The organism is Undibacterium sp. Dicai25W (assembly GCF_049340505.1).
GTDB classification, from domain to species: Bacteria; Pseudomonadota; Gammaproteobacteria; order Burkholderiales; family Burkholderiaceae_D; genus Undibacterium; species Undibacterium jejuense.
This window is the reverse complement of the sequence record NZ_JBMPOQ010000009.1, coordinates 1-15607: the sequence shown is the minus strand read 5'-3', so window position 1 is coordinate 15607 and position 15607 is coordinate 1. Positions and strand designations below refer to the sequence as shown.

13 protein-coding genes and 1 pseudogene are annotated in these 15607 nt (G+C 45.5%); 8 read left to right on the top strand and 6 right to left on the bottom strand.

Annotation, left to right across the window (positions count from 1 at the left end; all coding sequences use genetic code 11):
* Nucleotides 1-85 precede the first annotated feature (85 nt).
* From ACO0KY_RS11655 to ACO0KY_RS11640, 4 genes are all read right to left on the bottom strand, one after another.
* Nucleotides 86-712, bottom strand: coding sequence for a hypothetical protein (locus tag ACO0KY_RS11655; protein WP_423046221.1), 627 nt, complete (start codon nt 710-712; stop codon nt 86-88).
* A gap of 234 nt (nt 713-946) precedes the next feature.
* Nucleotides 947-1555: a hypothetical protein gene (locus ACO0KY_RS11650; protein ID WP_423046219.1), complete on the bottom strand. Its 609-nt coding sequence runs from the start codon at nt 1553-1555 to the stop codon at nt 947-949.
* Nucleotides 1556-2039: 484 nt separating this feature from the next.
* Nucleotides 2040-2531 (bottom strand): single-stranded DNA-binding protein, encoded by a 492-nt coding sequence (ssb, locus tag ACO0KY_RS11645; protein WP_422998830.1) that lies wholly within the window; start codon nt 2529-2531, stop codon nt 2040-2042.
* Between the two features lie 56 nt (nt 2532-2587).
* A complete protein-coding gene (locus ACO0KY_RS11640) occupies nt 2588-3772 on the bottom strand; it encodes an MFS transporter (RefSeq protein ID WP_423046452.1) in 1185 nt (394 codons plus the stop codon).
* Between the two features lie 291 nt (nt 3773-4063).
* Between ACO0KY_RS11640 and uvrA the strand changes: the two genes are divergently transcribed.
* From uvrA to ACO0KY_RS11625, 3 genes are all read left to right on the top strand, one after another.
* On the top strand, nt 4064-6931 hold the full coding sequence (gene uvrA, locus ACO0KY_RS11635) for an excinuclease ABC subunit UvrA (protein ID WP_423046450.1): 2868 nt from the start codon (nt 4064-4066) through the stop codon (nt 6929-6931).
* Nucleotides 6932-6966: 35 nt separating this feature from the next.
* On the top strand, nt 6967-7539 hold the full coding sequence (gene pth, locus ACO0KY_RS11630) for an aminoacyl-tRNA hydrolase (RefSeq protein WP_422990445.1): 573 nt from the start codon (nt 6967-6969) through the stop codon (nt 7537-7539).
* Between the two features lie 80 nt (nt 7540-7619).
* Nucleotides 7620-8732: a patatin-like phospholipase family protein gene (locus tag ACO0KY_RS11625; protein ID WP_423046217.1), complete on the top strand. Its 1113-nt coding sequence runs from the start codon at nt 7620-7622 to the stop codon at nt 8730-8732.
* Between the two features lie 18 nt (nt 8733-8750).
* Here ACO0KY_RS11625 and ACO0KY_RS11620 read toward each other — a convergent pair whose 3' ends face one another.
* Nucleotides 8751-8942 carry a hypothetical protein gene (locus ACO0KY_RS11620; protein ID WP_423046215.1) on the bottom strand — a complete coding sequence of 64 codons (192 nt, stop codon included), beginning with the start codon at nt 8940-8942 and terminating at the stop codon, nt 8751-8753.
* A gap of 2 nt (nt 8943-8944) precedes the next feature.
* Nucleotides 8945-9421: a hypothetical protein gene (locus ACO0KY_RS11615; RefSeq protein ID WP_423046213.1), complete on the bottom strand. Its 477-nt coding sequence runs from the start codon at nt 9419-9421 to the stop codon at nt 8945-8947.
* 449 nt (nt 9422-9870) lie between these two features.
* Here ACO0KY_RS11615 and ACO0KY_RS11610 point away from each other — a divergent pair, with 449 nt between their 5' ends.
* The 5 genes and pseudogenes from ACO0KY_RS11610 to ACO0KY_RS11590 all read left to right on the top strand — a co-directional run bounded on the left by ACO0KY_RS11610 (nt 9871) and on the right by ACO0KY_RS11590 (nt 15123).
* A complete protein-coding gene (locus ACO0KY_RS11610) occupies nt 9871-11265 on the top strand; it encodes an MATE family efflux transporter (protein WP_423046211.1) in 1395 nt (464 codons plus the stop codon).
* Nucleotides 11266-11349: 84 nt separating this feature from the next.
* Nucleotides 11350-11469 (top strand): annotated as a pseudogene (locus tag ACO0KY_RS11605) (GTPase); the annotation flags it as partial.
* Nucleotides 11470-12079: 610 nt separating this feature from the next.
* A complete protein-coding gene (locus tag ACO0KY_RS11600) occupies nt 12080-13039 on the top strand; it encodes a DUF932 domain-containing protein (RefSeq protein WP_423046209.1) in 960 nt (319 codons plus the stop codon).
* A 71-nt stretch (nt 13040-13110) separates the two neighbouring features.
* Nucleotides 13111-14121: a YqaJ viral recombinase family protein gene (locus ACO0KY_RS11595; RefSeq protein WP_423046207.1), complete on the top strand. Its 1011-nt coding sequence runs from the start codon at nt 13111-13113 to the stop codon at nt 14119-14121.
* A gap of 114 nt (nt 14122-14235) precedes the next feature.
* The gene (locus ACO0KY_RS11590) at nt 14236-15123 is read left to right on the top strand and encodes a hydrolase or metal-binding protein (RefSeq protein ID WP_423046205.1); all 888 of its coding nucleotides are present in this window, start codon (nt 14236-14238) and stop codon (nt 15121-15123) included.
* Nucleotides 15124-15607: the final 484 nt, after the last annotated feature.

The window sequence follows — 15607 nt, the reverse complement described above, 5'->3', positions numbered from 1 at the left end:
AGACGCAATCTAAAATTTCGCATTTGGTCACCATCCCAATCTCTAAAAAATTTTACTACCGAACCTTTCGAAACATGTCCGGCAATTATTTATTAACTATAAAAAAATCTAAGAGACAAGCGGCGTCACCGTCTCCATCTGAAGTAATACGCATTGAACCGTGCATATACTTAATAAAATGATAATCAACCCAATACTGCGGATACATTCGAAGTTTAGAAGTCGATTCCCAACCATACTTTAATAAGGTGCTTTCCACTTTTTTCATTGGTATGCACATACCTCTAGGTGGCAACACGAGAGGACCGTCTCTCCAAGAAAAACTAAAGCTGATAGCCTTATGATTTTTCAAAACAGCGCCCATAGAAAAAAACCAATCCTTTCCCTGCGAAACCTGCCAGGCTTCAGTTTCATATTTGGATATTTGTGGGTTTGAATAAGCTTCCCTCTCCAAACTCGTGGAAAAAATCTTATCTATATTGGTGCGAGTGAGTCCATCAGGAAAACTCGCAGCTACATTCAGCAACTTTTCCCACAATTGATCTGCAGTAAATGTGTACGGAGGATCAAATTTATTTATCTTATTTTTGCTAGCATTTGCAGCTTCATTTGCAGGTACAGGTAGATCTTGAGCATTTGAGTGAAGCGAAAATACACAAAGCATTTCTGCTAATAACAAAACAAAAATGTTGCGTGGATTATTTAAAGTCATTCAAGTACCTCCAAATTTTATTTTTTCGAACGAAACTTATTTATCATCGAATCCTTAAATCCTTAGCTTGCTAAATAACATGCTTGGGCATAATTTATCAATTCAAATTAACTGTATCTGTAATAGGTAAACGCGCCCTAATTTCTGCAAGCGTCACCTCGTTGAGCAAACAGCCGTTTTCAAATACAGGAACCAATTCACAGTGATTGACTTCGTTCCAACTCACCTGGTCTTTCAGATAGAACTCACCTTGCGCGTTTTTATATACCGCGACCAAACCTTTGGCTGAGTTTTTGGTGCCATCACCTGTTTTGGGTGCTTTAAAGATTTCGCGGTGTTCACCAGCCACTTTAGCAAATGTCGCCTTGACCGCGTAACTAAATTAAGTATCTTTGAGTGCGCGCCAACAATGAATTGCTCAAAAATTTCCGCCGGCGGAGCTTTCGTATCAGGATCAAAATTTGAACTTCTTCCTGAAAAGCCTTTCGGTTTTTGAGATAAGATTTTTTGCTTCATTTGTATGATACGAGGCTCAATCTCGGAGAAATTTGACCTTTGCCTCAACATTGCACGTGCGATGAAAGATAAATAATCTGCAAAATCAATAATGCGACTTAATGCATAGCTCTTTAAGACAGTATCAATTGGAATTTTCCGGGTGGGATGAGCAACAGAAAGTCTAATTGCACTTATATTTAATTTTTTATTTACCCATTTGCGCACAGCACGGGTATTGAGCAAAGAATGATCGCGTAATGAAGATATGTCCTGATCTGTTAAAAACCGTTCCTCGCTAAATTCAGAAAGCAAGTCTCGATTGTTAACCTCTTGCCATAAGTTCAAATGAACAATATGACGAAGAGTACGCTCAATGGTGTTTGAAGTACCGATGTACGACGTGTTTCCGTTATATACAGGGTTGTCCAATAATCAGGTCTACCGTCAACATCTAAGAGCATTGGATAACGCTCTCCATCAGAGAAAACGAAATGACTAACCCGATTAGAAAATTTCCCTGATTTTTTCGTTGCTTCGAACACACTGTTTTTAGATATATTTTTATTTGTCGTCATAATTAACCCCTCTATATATTTCCACGTGGAAATACCCATCTCAACCACTGTATAAATAAACAGTATCGAATTCAAGGTGTTTTTTTAACTTTTTAAATAAAAATTTTTTGCTTCTTTCACAGTTTTAATCAACAAAAAAATAAGTAGGAAAACGGAAAAATCTTAATCAACGGTTTTTTTATAAGAAAAAGAAAAAGGCCTGTAAAAACAGGCCTTTCAGGGGTTTTAATCAACGTTTTCTAAAAACGTCCTATTTAGAACGGAATGTCATCATCCATATCCGAGAAATTCGGTGCCGGACGTGACACAGGCGCTTGTTGGCGTGGTGCTGGCGCTGCCTGGCGTGGGGCTGGGGCAGGTGCGCCACCGCCGTAGCCGCTGTCGTCCATCGGTGCGCCGCCGCCCATGCCTGGACGACCGCCCAGCATTTGCATGCTGTCGGCTTTGATATCGGTCGCGTACTTTTCTACGCCGTCTTTGTCGGTGTACTTACGTGTACGCAAGCTGCCTTCGACGTAGACTTGTGACCCTTTTTTCAGATACTGACCGGCGATTTCTGCCAGTTTGCCGAAGAAGGTAATGCGGTGCCATTCGGTTTGTTCTTTTTTCTCGCCAGATGCTTTGTCTTTCCAGCTGTCAGTCGTTGCTACTGTGATGCTGGTCATTGCGTCACCACTTGGCATATAACGTGTTTCCGGATCGCGGCCCAAATTGCCAACGATAATAACTTTATTGACGGATGCCATGGTTTTCTCCTGTTTTACTGATTAATTCCGATAATTTTTAAGAATAGTGTGCGGCTTTAGACCTGCTTTGCGCTCTGTGGTGCCGAGCGGCGAGGTATTTCCGGCATGTTGACTGCGATTATAAGCCAGATAACTGTCAAGACTGCACACAAAGCGAAGATCGTCGGGGCGCTGGCAAACTTGCTCATCACGCCGCCAGCGGCAGCGCCGCAGGCAATACCCAGCGCCTGCAAGGTGTTATAAACGCCTAAGGCGGCTCCCTTCGCAGCGGGTGGTGCAATGCGGGAAACCAAGGATGGCTGGCTTGCTTCCAGCGTATTGAAGGCGATAAAGAAGCCAAACAATAATGCAATCAGCGCCACCGGATGTTCCATGAATTGCCAAAATCCAAGCTGTACGACGAGCAGTAGGCTAATTGCAATGAGAAACACCTGTTTCATTTTGGCATACTTTTCCGCAACAATAATCGCTGGCAACATGGCGACAAAAGAAACCAGCATCACTGGCAAATACACTTTCCAGTGATGCGCCAGAGGGATTTCTGCGACGCGCACGAGTGCTGCAGGTACCACCACAAACATCGCCATTTGTGCAAAATGCAATACAAACACGCCAAAGTTCAGACGCATCAGTTCGCGATTTTTTAGCACGTTTGAAAACGGCACACGCTGTGCTGGTAATGCCGGCGCATCCGGTGTGACCCACAACACAACAGCAATCGCCGCTAAGCCAGCCGCCGCCATCATGCCAAACATGGTTGGCATGCCAACGCTTTCAAACAAAACCGGAGCGATGACCATTGCCAACGCAAAACTGATGCCGATAGAGCCGCCAACCATCGCCATCGCCTTGGTGCGATGTTCTTCACGTGTGCTATCTGCAATTAAAGCAGTGATGGCGGCAGAGATCGCGCCCAGGCCTTGGATGCCGCGACCGAGCATCACGCCAAACAGACTCGTCGATTCTGCGCAGATGACGGCGCCGATCACAAACATCAGCATACCCGCAACAATCACAGGCTTGCGTCCCAGGCGGTCAGATGCCATACCCAAAGGAATTTGGAAAAACGCCTGCACCAGACTAAACATGCCCAACGCCAACCCGACCAAGAGCGGATTATTGCCGCCGCTGAGATTTTTTGCATAAATAGCAAATACGGGGGATAACATGAACAAACCCAGCATGCGCAAAGCAAAAATGGCAGCCAATGAAGCGCTAGAACGAATTTCTGCACGGCTCATGCCGGATTTTTCATCCATATCTTGCCGTGTATCACTGGCGTCCTTGATATTTGTTGCTAAAGTCATATTTAAAACCGGTAGGTACAGGCTAATTTGTTGAAAGCGCAGAGGAGTCTGCGGTAATTTTCAAAAAACCGTTATAGTAGCAGGTTGATTGTCCCCGCCCAAATTCGGATCAAACGCAGTTCACTTGCAGTTTTAAATACTATGACGACACGACCAAAAGCCGTAAAAGCCACAGCAGCGCCAAAACCAGCTGAAATTGAGTTCGGCGCAGATGATATCGCACTCATGCAGAAACGCGAGTTGATCAGGATCAGAGGAGCGCGAACGCATAACCTGAAAAACATCAATCTCGATTTGCCGCGCAATAAACTGGTAGTGATTACTGGCTTATCGGGCTCTGGCAAATCCTCGCTAGCGTTTGATACGCTGTATGCAGAAGGACAACGTCGCTATGTCGAATCGCTGTCCGCATATGCACGTCAGTTCTTACAATTGATGGAAAAGCCCGACGTCGACATGATAGAAGGTTTATCACCGGCCATTTCCATCGAACAAAAAGCAACATCGCATAATCCGCGCTCGACCGTTGGTACCGTGACCGAAATCCACGATTACCTACGTTTGTTGTATGCCCGCGTCGGCACGCCTTATTGCCCAGATCATCCAGAAAACCCGTTAGCGGCTCAATCCGTCTCGCAAATGGTCGATGCGGTGTTGGCGATGCCCGAAGACACCAAGCTGATGATCTTGGCTCCGGTAGTAGCGAATCGCAAAGGCGAGCATGTCGATTTGTTTGAACAAATGCAGGCACAAGGTTTTATCCGCTTCCGTGTGCAAAGTGGCACGCATGAAGCCAAAATCTACGAAGTCGATGACTTACCAAAATTAAAGAAAACCGAAAAGCACACGATTGACGTGGTGGTTGATCGGGTCAAGGTCAAAGAAGAGATCAAACAACGTTTGGCAGAGTCATTTGAAACCTGCTTGCGCATCGCCAATGGTCGCGCCCTGGTGGTGGACATGGATAGCAAGCACGAGCAATTGTTTTCGAACAAATTTGCCTGCCCGACTTGCGGCTATTCTTTGCAAGAATTAGAACCACGCTTGTTCTCTTTCAACAACCCTATGGGTGCTTGTCCGGAATGTGATGGTCTGGGGCATATAGAGTTTTTTGATCCTAAGCGTATTGTCGCGTTTCCTAATTTGTCACTAGCCAGCGGCGCGGTAAAAGGTTGGGATAGACGCAATCAATTTTATTTCCAGATGCTCTCCAATCTGGCCGCGTTTTTTGATTTTGATATCGACACGCCGTTTGAACAATTGCCTGAAACCGCGCAGCAAATTATTTTGCATGGTTCAGGCAAACAATTAATTCCATTCACGTACATCAATGAAAAAGGCCGCGCGGTCGTCAAAGAACACGCGTTTGAAGGCGTGGTCAATAATTTGCAACGCCGTTATCGCGAAACCGATTCGATGGCAGTCAAAGAAGAACTCGCTAAATTCATCAACGAAAAACAATGTCCGTCCTGCGACGGCGCGCGTTTGCGCATTGAAGCACGTTACGTCAAGGTTGGTACAGGCAAGCAAGAAAAAGCGATTTACGATATCAGCGCCATGCCTTTGCGCCAGACACTGGATTTCTTTGAACACCTGAAATTACATGGTGCGAAGCGCGATATTGCAGATCGTATTATCAAAGAAATTTCTTCCCGTCTGACTTTCTTGAACAATGTGGGCCTCGATTATTTGTCGCTCGATCGCAGTGCCGACACCTTGTCGGGTGGTGAAGCACAACGGATCAGATTGGCATCGCAAATTGGCTCTGGTCTGACTGGCGTGATGTACGTGTTGGATGAACCCTCAATCGGTTTGCATCAACGCGATAATGACCGCCTGATCGACACGCTTAAACATTTGCGTGATATCGGCAACAGCGTGCTGGTGGTTGAGCATGATGAAGACGCCATTCGCTGTGCCGACTTTGTGGTCGATATGGGTGTGGGTGCTGGTGTACATGGCGGCGAAATCATTGCACAAGGTACGCTTGCTGACATTATGAAAAGCGAACGTTCTTTAACCGCCCAATATCTGAGTGGTGCATTAGAAATCGCCGTACCAAAACAACGCACCGTCAGCAATCCCGATAAGCAATTAGTGATCGCCGGTGCGCGTGGAAATAATCTGAAAAACGTCACCATGAATCTGCCAGTTGGCTTACTGACTTGCGTGACAGGTGTTTCTGGTTCAGGCAAATCAACGCTGGTCAACGACACGCTGTACCACGTTGCGGCACGTCACTTGTATGGTTCACAGGCGGAACCTGCGGCATTTGAGCACGTCAGTGGTCTGGAACATTTTGATAAAGTGATCTCCGTCGATCAGGCACCAATTGGTCGTACACCACGCTCTAACCCGGCAACTTATACGGGCCTGTTCACACCGATACGCGATTTATTTGCGACTGTGCCGATGGCGAAAGAACGCGGCTACAGCGCGGGGCGTTTCTCGTTCAACGTCAAAGGCGGTCGTTGCGAAGCCTGTCAGGGTGATGGCGTGATCAAGGTCGAAATGCACTTCTTACCAGACGTGTATGTACCTTGTGATGTCTGCCACGGCAAACGCTACAACCGCGAAACGCTGGAAGTGCAATACAAAGGCAAGAACATCCATCAGATACTAGAAATGACAGTAGAAGATGCGCATGAATTCTTTAAACCAGTCCCTATCATTGCGCGTAAATTGCACACCTTGCTGGACGTGGGTCTGGGTTATATCCGCCTTGGTCAAAGTGCGACCACACTGTCAGGCGGTGAAGCGCAGCGCGTAAAATTGTCACTCGAATTATCAAAGCGCGATACTGGTCGCACTTTGTATATTCTGGATGAACCAACGACTGGTTTACATTTCCACGATATCGCCCTGCTGCTCAAGGTGATCCATCGTTTGCGCGATCAGGGCAATACGCTGGTCATTATTGAACACAATCTGGACGTGATTAAAACCGCCGATTGGCTGATTGATCTGGGGCCAGAAGGTGGTGCTGGTGGTGGTTTGATTATCGCGAGCGGAACGCCAGAAGAAGTGGCTGCAAATGCCGATAGCGTGACAGGTAAATATTTGTTGCCACTGCTCAAAAAGCACAAGTCTTAAATCTGTCAAAGTAAGTTTAAAAAATTCTCAATAACATGTCTATTCGTTTGATCGTAGGGCTGGGTAATCCTGGCCCTGAATATGAACAAACCCGCCACAACGCGGGTTTTTGGCTGGTGGATCAATTTCCGGTGAGCTTGCAACGCGATAAAAATTTTAATGCGCTCGTTGGTAAAACCCGTATCGCTGGCAATGAAGTCTGGTTGTTAGAACCGCAGACGTATATGAATCGGTCCGGGCAATCGGTTGGAGCGCTGTGTCGCTTTTATAAAATCACGCCGGATGAAGTATTAGTTGTGCATGATGAACTCGACATCATGCCGGGCATTGCGAAGCTCAAAAAAGGCGGCTCGTCAGGCGGTCATAATGGTTTAAAAGATATTACCGCTGCCTTGGGGACGCAAGACTACTGGCGCTTACGCATCGGTATCGGTCATCCACGTACCTTGAATTTGCAGCAAGGCGTGGCCGATTTTGTATTGCACAGACCACGCAAAGAAGAACAGCCCTTGATCGATGAAGCTATCGCTAAAAGCATGGATATTTTGCCCTTGCTGGCGGAAGGTAAATTTCCAGAAGCGATGATGCAATTGCACACAACAAAGTAATGCCTAGGGCGAACGCCCTTGTTTGATCGCAATATCGCACACGGGCATTGTTTCACTTCAATGTTATTGAATGTCACACTATGAGTTCAGCAATCCAAATCCATGCTGGTAAAGCAGCGTATGCTCATTTGCAAGAACACGGCTTGCAGGCACAAGATGTGGCGGTGATACCAGCCGCCGCTGGTGGCCCTAAAGGTTTGATTTTGCAAGGGATAGACCAGTGGCTCTTCGGCGAATGGTTGCCAGCTGCGCCGCGTGAACGTAGCCTGATCGGTGCATCGATAGGGTCTTGGCGTATGGCGGCAGCGAGTTGCGCTGATCCGGTCGCTGCATTTCAGCGGTTGGCGGATTTATATTGCGAACAAAGCTATCCGGAAAAACCAAGCGCCAATGACGTTACCAAAGAAATTCAAAGCTTGTTGCAAGCCTTCATCGGCGGTTATGAAAGTGAAATTGTACAGCAGCCGTTACACCGTCTGCATTTGATGACAAATCGTGGGCGTGGGGCCTTAAATGCACCAAACTCTGAAGCCAAAGCTAAGCTGGGATTTGTGGCTGCAACGTTTGCCAATCTGGCTTCGCGCTCACGCTTAGCGAAGCATTTGGATAGAGTAGTCATTGGCGATGCGCGTGATCCACTGTTTTGGCTAAAAGCAAAATTTGACAGCTTTGAGACCCAATTCTGTGCTCTTGGCGTCGATAATCTGGCACCGGCTTTGTTAGCGTCCGGTACCTTACCTTTGATTATGGAGCCAGTCAAAAATATTCCACATACACCAGCAGGAACGTATTGGGACGGCGGCATCATTGATTACCATCTTGCTTTGCCATACTCGCGTCTGCCGGAAAAAAATGCTCGCGGCAATAGCGAATTAGTGTTGTATCCGCACTTTACGGATCACATTGTTCCGGGATGGTTAGATAAGTCGTTGCCGTGGCGACGAGCGCACACTTGGCAACATCGACACTGGCTCGATAATGTGATCATGGTTTCGCCATCGAAAGACTTCCTGCGCAGCCTGCCACGCGGCAAATTACCGGACCGTAAAGATTTCTTCTATTACGGAACCAATCACCAGCAACGAATGACAGCATGGAGAACAGCGATCGCAGAAAGCGCCAGAATGCGTGATGAGTTGATCGCATTCATCACAAAACCAGACATGCAAAAAGTGCAGGCTTTAAATTTTTAATACGGCATCAGTTCTGTATTATCGCGCCGCTTCATCTGGATCGTCTGATGCTGGCGGCACCTGACGCCCACGTTGGATTAATGCCTGTCGCAACATGTATTCCACTTGTGCATTCGCACTGCGCAACTCTTGCGCTGCAAGACGCTCGATCTCTGCCCACAGGGCAGGATCGATACGCAATGCAAACGATTTTTTACCTGGACTGGCCATCGTTATTTGTTGAGACGCGGCTGGATATAACTGAGCAGGCGTTGTGGATCGGTGCTGCTCAGGCGAAAACTTTTGCCATTTTTGCGAACCACACGTAGTGCCTGGGAACCTGACGCACGATACAACATACCGCTGGTCGTCAGACGGATGCCATAACCTTCATACCAACGTAGATCAACGATTTCTATATCCGCAATGTCATTCAAAGCGACTTTCCACGTTGGCAGAGTCAACAAGCCGAACTGCCAGCGTAAATATTCTTCGTCAACATTAATCTTCATCATTCCGAAATTTAATTGGATAACAATGACTAACATAAAAGACGCTGGAAAGAGCCAACTTCCACTACCATTCATCAGTCCAGCAAAAGCGGAAAACTCACCTCTGGTAAATTGCCAGATGAAAAAGGCAGCCAGTAATGGCGCAGTGATCCAAAGTACTTTCAAATACTGTTTTTCTTCATAGAAAGGATGAGACATTTTATTCGCCAATTTTTAATTTTTAATTTTTAAAATTTATTTTTAGTTATACAAGGTACCCGTATTAACGACAGGTTACGTTTCTTTGAGCAGTATTCTTTTAATGCCTGCTGGGTTTGCTAGGTTTGCTGAATGTGATGCTGGTTCAGCACTTTTATTCACGTTATTCATGATTACTCCAGGGGAATTTATTTTTCTTCTTACTCTTCTTATCTAAGGGTTTACCACCTTGATCGCAAAGCTATTCTGCTATCAGATCTCACAATGAAATCAAAGTGATATCACTTTAGGATAGAATTTCTGCATGTCAAGAACGTTTGATCTGTTTTTTTGCTGATTTGTCATGCCATCAACGCAATCAGATAAGCGATATCAGTGACACTTCCCCTTTTTCGCGAGACGATAGGTTAAGCTAGCGCGCTGTTCTGAAAAAAAAGTATTAATTTCCTATGAAAACCCGTATCCGCACTGAAGCCGCCGCCCTGTGGCAAATCGCCTGGCCTGTTTTAATTGGTCAACTCGCTACCGTCGGCATGGGCGTCTCTGATGTGGCGATGACGGGGCATTTAAGCGCGGAAGAGCTGGCCGCAGTGTCATTAGGTGCTTCTTTATGGTCCATCATTTTGGTGACCGTGATGGGTATCATGATGGCCGTCAATGCCGTCGTGGCACATGAAGTTGGCGCCAATAACCTCAATAAAATGCCACACACCATACGCCAATCATTGTGGATGGGTTTTGGCGTTGGTCTGATTGCCTGCCTGTTACTGAATGCAGCAACCTTAATTTTTGATCATCTGCACATTGATGCGGTCGTCAATCAAAAAGCCTCGCAATTCGTGCATGTAATCAGTCTTGGCTTGCCCGCGTTTGGTATGTACCGGGCCTTGTATGGCTATACCACCAGTCTCAATGAGACTAAGCCAGTCATGATGATTGCGCTTGGCGGGCTGGGTTTTAATATTGTGATCAACTGGATTTTTATTTACGGCCATTTAGGCATGCCGCAGCTTGGCGCCACCGGCTGTGCAGTAGCGACTGGCCTGGGTTTATGGCTCATGCTGGTGGCGATGCTGCTGTGGATACGCCGTGCCGATGTGTATCGCGCCACCTACCCATTTACCCACGCAGAAGGTCCGGTCTGGAGTGAAATTCGCTCCATGCTCAAACTCGGCTTACCGATCGGCGTGACCTACTTCGCTGAAGTTTCCGCGTTTGGTGCGGTGGGGTTGCTGGTCGCCCGTTTTGGCGTGATACCGGTGTCAGCTAATCAGATTGCACTGAACTTTTCTTCGCTGGTGTTCATGGTGCCGTTAAGCATCGGTATCGCATTGACCACGCGCGTCGGCCAGACGCTGGGCGAAGGTGATGCGCAACGGGCGCGCTTTGTCTCTTGGGTCGGGGTTGGTATTGGTCTGGCGTTTGCGATTATTTCAGCCACTTTTATCATGGTCTTCAGAGACCTGATCGCTGCGGCCTACACCAGCGACCCTGATGTACAAAAAATGACTGCCCATCTATTGTTATTCGCGGCTATTTTCCAGCTATCTGATGCGGCGCAAGTCACCACTTCTTGCGCGATTCGTGGTTATAAAGTCACCAGAACGCCAATGTTAATCCATTTAATGGCGTTTTATGGCTTTGCTTTGCCTATCGGCAGTGTGCTTGGTCTGGCCCCAGACTGGATGCCGTGGCACCCGGATACACCTATGGCAGCGCAAGGTTTCTGGATAGGCTTGGTACTCGGACTGACCGTGGCAGGCGGACTCTTACTGGCTTATTTACAGCGAATCAGCAGTCTGCGGGTCAGAATGGACGCCAATTCCGGTAAAATAGCGGGTTAATTCCATCTTATCGGCTTTTTTGCCTGTCTGCCTCACGCCGACAGGCACATTTATCGTGCTCCCTAAGGCGCACAAGGACATACTATGAGTCTCAAATGCGGCATCGTCGGCCTGCCTAACGTCGGCAAATCTACTTTATTTAATGCACTGACAAAAGCGGGCATTCCGGCAGAAAATTATCCCTTCTGCACGATTGACAATAATCGTTGTTAAATCAAGAAGTTAGCGACCACACAAAGTTTTCGGATACAAAATCGCTACAAAATCTGAAGCGCCATTCTGAACAAACACACATCCAGAATTATTAGTAGTCTACACCAAACAAACTCATAAACACCAATATTCAAGTTCCCTGCAGACGGTGTTTATACAGCAAAGAGTCAAAAAAATTGACGCAAAATTAGAAAAATAAATGCGCCAATTATCCTAGTTAGCCAGCCAAAAATCAGTTGGTTCAATTTGAATGCTTCTATTTGGTATAAGAAAAATGTAGTTATTTATCTACATCTTCAAACACCACAGGGAGCAAATATGAATCAATCTGCTAAAAGCTTTTTTCTTATCATTTTGATCGAAGCAATTTCGACACTATTTCGGTTCTTATCCGAATACTTGAATCGGCATCTGCAAAGCAGAAATGAAGAATGCAATTCTGAATTAGATTACCTCTAAGAAATTTCAAGCATGCCAACTACGTTCAAAGCAATATCTCCCCGTTAGCCCCTACTAAATAATCTTCGTCCTTTACGCTTATCTGCATAGATGTTGCAGAGGCTCAATCTCGTCTTTCAAATACTTAAAAAGGAACATAACCATGTCACATTTAATCGAGTCAATTGCTTATGCAAACAGCACACCTTGGCATGGCTTAGGCAACCAGCTCTTAGCAAAACAACCTATTGAAGTATGGCAAAAGCAGTCAGGACTGTGCTTCGAGATCAAAGAAGCACCAGTAAGCTTCATTGAAGAAACCACAAATAGTCCTCATGGAATTCATTTATTTTCAGACCAGAAAGTTCTCTATCGATCAGACAATAAATCTCCATTGTCTGTTGTCAGCAAACGTTATCAAGTAGTGCAGCCGAAGACTATTCTTGAGTTTTACCGTGATCTAACAGAAGTTAGTGGTTACGAGCTAGAAACGGCAGGAGTTTTAAAAGGAGGCCGAAAAATTTGGGCACTTGCAAAAACAAATCAAGGAGCAATAATTAAAGGCAATGATTTAATTAACGCCTATTTGCTTCTTGCCACTGCTTGCGATGGGACGCTAGCCACAACTGCCCAATTCACTTCGATAAGAGTGGTTTGCAACAATACCCTCAATATTGCACTTAGAGACCAAGCCGGAGCAGTGAAAATTCCCCATAGTACGTCCTTTGATGCCAACAAAGTCAAACTACGTTTAGGAATATCTGTGTCTACTTGGGAGACGTTTATTTACGAGATGAAAGCACTTTCAAACCGTAAGGTAAATCATTCTGAATCTAGTGATTTTATCTTCCGTCTATTTAACAGTACTGAATGCTTAAGTACCACGACCACCAATGAACGAGCAATGAAACAAGTTCAGGAATTATTCGATGGCCGTGGCAGAGGTGCTGAGCTTTCATCGGCAAAAGGGACGGCGTTTGGATTATTGAACGCTGTTACTGAGTACGTTGATCATCAAAAGCGTGCACGCACAAACGACTATCGTCTTGATTCAGCATGGTTTGGCGCCGGAGCAACGTTAAAGCAAAAAGCTCTAGAACAGGCGATGTCATTGGTCTCGTAAATTGTCTTACCTCAAGTAAGCCCAGTCTAGTTGATACTTTACTGGGCTTTTTTCTATTTAAGGAGAAGAAAATGATTTATGCAGAAAGGGTCTCGAAAATATCCGTAAATCGACCTGCGTTGAAACTAGTGAAAACTAATAATCTAAGCCGAGATGATTGGCTCGATATACGAAAAAATGGCATAGGTAGTTCTGATGCTGCTGCAGCAGTTGGTTTAAATCCGTATCAGTCTCAGTTGGAATTATGGCTAATTAAAACAGGCAGAGATTCGGGCTTACCTAAAATTGATCCTAAGGACGAGACAAGCCCAATGTATTGGGGGACCTTGTTAGAACCAATCGTAGCTGCTCACTACACCAAGCAATCTGGCAATCGAGTGCGGCGTATTAACGCTGTTCTACAGCATCCTGATGCGGACAAACCGTGGATGCTAGCAAACATTGATCGTGAGGTCATAGGAGCGCCAGACGTACAAATACTTGAATGCAAAACGGCTGGTGAGTTTGGTGCTCGACTCTGGAGAGACGGCGTTCCGGAATACGTTCAGTTACAGGTTCAACATCAACTTGCAGTCACTGGCAAAGCCTCGGCTGATGTTTGCGTTCTCATCTGTGGGCAGGAAATCCGTATCTACAGGATAAATCGAGACGATGCTTTAATAGATCGCTTGATATCGCTAGAGCGTCAGTTCTGGCATTACGTAGAAACTGACACAGCACCACCAGCTGATGGTAGTGAGTCTGCTGAACAAGCGTTACGCTGTTTATATCCCTCAGATGCTGGCAATACGGTTGATTTCAGCCAAGACGTTGAAATGTCTTCAGTCTTTGCAGACTTGGTTAACTTACGTACTGATATCGCCAATCGTGAAAAGATTGAAGCTAAGTTAAAGCAGCGTGTTCAGCAACGAATGGGGGATGCAAGCTATGCTAAGTTTGAAACTGGCAAAGTAAGCTACAAAAAGAGCAAAGATGGCCAGGTCATAGATATGGAAAATCTGCTTCTAGATCAACCAGATCTTATTCAACGCTACTTCAAAACTAAGCCTGGCGCTCGCCGGTTCTTGATTACCTCGCATTAAATAATCTAATCCCATTATTTCACACCAATACTCACTCAGCTGTGAGTTGTTTTGTGCTGCCTGTCCGATGTCTAGTGCTTGGATGGGCAGCATTCTCTTCAAGGAGTATTTATCATGATAAAAGGTTTAGCAATAACGCCGCCTGTACTTGGGCGAATTTCTATAGGAAAAGTTGTTGAGAGAAATGGTAAGCGAATTCCTGAAAAGGATGACCAGTTCACCATTACCTCTCAGGTACAAAATAAAGACGGCTGGGTTCCTCATCCAATTGATGAAAGCCTACGCAAAACAGGTAATGGCAAAATCCGTTCGATCCCAGTTCGTCTCTTGTTTAACGATCCTGATCTTAATTTAAGGGCTGAATATAGTATGTTTGATCGTAATACAGGAAGACCTATTTGCGTTGGCAATGGAGAGACTTGTAGGCGTTTTACAAGCAATGGTATCGTAACTATTGACTGCCCTTCTCCAAGCGCATGCGAGCTTGCCAAAAGCGGATTATGCAAGCCCTATGGCCGTTTAAACGTACAAATCGGTGACACTGAAGAATTAGGAACTTTTATCTTTAGGACGACGGGCTATAACAGCATTAGAACTCTGGCGGCCAGACTCAGTTACTACCAAGCTGTATCGGGATGTTTGCTATCGAGTATGCCACTTGAATTAAAACTAAGAGCAAAAAGTACAACGCAATCTTATCGATCAGCAATCTACTTTGTTGACTTGACGGTTCGGGATGGTCTAACTCTAGAGGAAGCTATTTCACAGGCAAAGCAGGTTGACGCTCAACGAAAATCGGTTGGCTATGATCAACAGGCATTAGATTTAGCAGCCAAAGTTGGTTTTGCTAATAGTGCGTTTGAGGAGGGCGATGATGAGGTGGCAGAAATCGTCGAGGAATTTTTTACTGAGGTCAATACATCTAATAGTCCGCCTTCGGTTACTGCGTCAACATTATTAAAAAAACTCGATGCGAAAGTTGCGTCTCATAACGGAGTATAAGCATGGCTATTTTTAAAGCGCTGCTTTTCCTCACGTTAATACCGCTGTTGTTAATCATCGTTGGATTGATTTGGATTTATTTAATGATTAAATTCATTATTTACTTCTTTTATTGCTAGCCTTTGGCTCGCAGGCTCCCTGACGTTCGGGAGTTTTTTTTAGTGTACTTAAGACTTTTTTGCACCTTGCCCTTGTAGTTCTAAAATTCGAAAAGCTATTTATCTCTATTCAATTATCGGCATTTGGTAGGGTAATCTGCTCACGATTCTCCTTATTTCGTCTCGCACGTTACTCACCATGGATTTTGAATGCCTCTAGAAGGTCCAATCTTAGTTGGTCGGTTTTGACTCCAAGTACCTCAGTTCCAATAAAATTTAATCTCTCCAAGCTCAATTGTAAACCTCCCCCAATCAGTGCCATGTATTACTAGAGTTTTGAGGTTGATGAAATAATCGGTATTCAACAGGTGTCCTCCCGTTGAGAG

Coding starts and splice junctions, on each gene's coding strand:
- ACO0KY_RS11590 (WP_423046205.1), top strand. CDS start 14,236: ATGATAAAAGGTTTAGCAATAACGCCGCCTGTACTTGGGCGAATTTCT.
- ACO0KY_RS11620 (WP_423046215.1), bottom strand. CDS start 8,942: ATGGCCAGTCCAGGTAAAAAATCGTTTGCATTGCGTATCGATCCTGCC.
- ACO0KY_RS11600 (WP_423046209.1), top strand. CDS start 12,080: ATGTCACATTTAATCGAGTCAATTGCTTATGCAAACAGCACACCTTGG.
- pth (WP_422990445.1), top strand. CDS start 6,967: ATGTCTATTCGTTTGATCGTAGGGCTGGGTAATCCTGGCCCTGAATAT.
- ACO0KY_RS11595 (WP_423046207.1), top strand. CDS start 13,111: ATGATTTATGCAGAAAGGGTCTCGAAAATATCCGTAAATCGACCTGCG.
- ACO0KY_RS11615 (WP_423046213.1), bottom strand. CDS start 9,421: ATGTCTCATCCTTTCTATGAAGAAAAACAGTATTTGAAAGTACTTTGG.
- ACO0KY_RS11640 (WP_423046452.1), bottom strand. CDS start 3,772: ATGAGCCGTGCAGAAATTCGTTCTAGCGCTTCATTGGCTGCCATTTTT.
- ssb (WP_422998830.1), bottom strand. CDS start 2,531: ATGGCATCCGTCAATAAAGTTATTATCGTTGGCAATTTGGGCCGCGAT.
- ACO0KY_RS11655 (WP_423046221.1), bottom strand. CDS start 712: ATGACTTTAAATAATCCACGCAACATTTTTGTTTTGTTATTAGCAGAA.
- ACO0KY_RS11625 (WP_423046217.1), top strand. CDS start 7,620: ATGAGTTCAGCAATCCAAATCCATGCTGGTAAAGCAGCGTATGCTCAT.
- uvrA (WP_423046450.1), top strand. CDS start 4,064: ATGCAGAAACGCGAGTTGATCAGGATCAGAGGAGCGCGAACGCATAAC.
- ACO0KY_RS11610 (WP_423046211.1), top strand. CDS start 9,871: ATGAAAACCCGTATCCGCACTGAAGCCGCCGCCCTGTGGCAAATCGCC.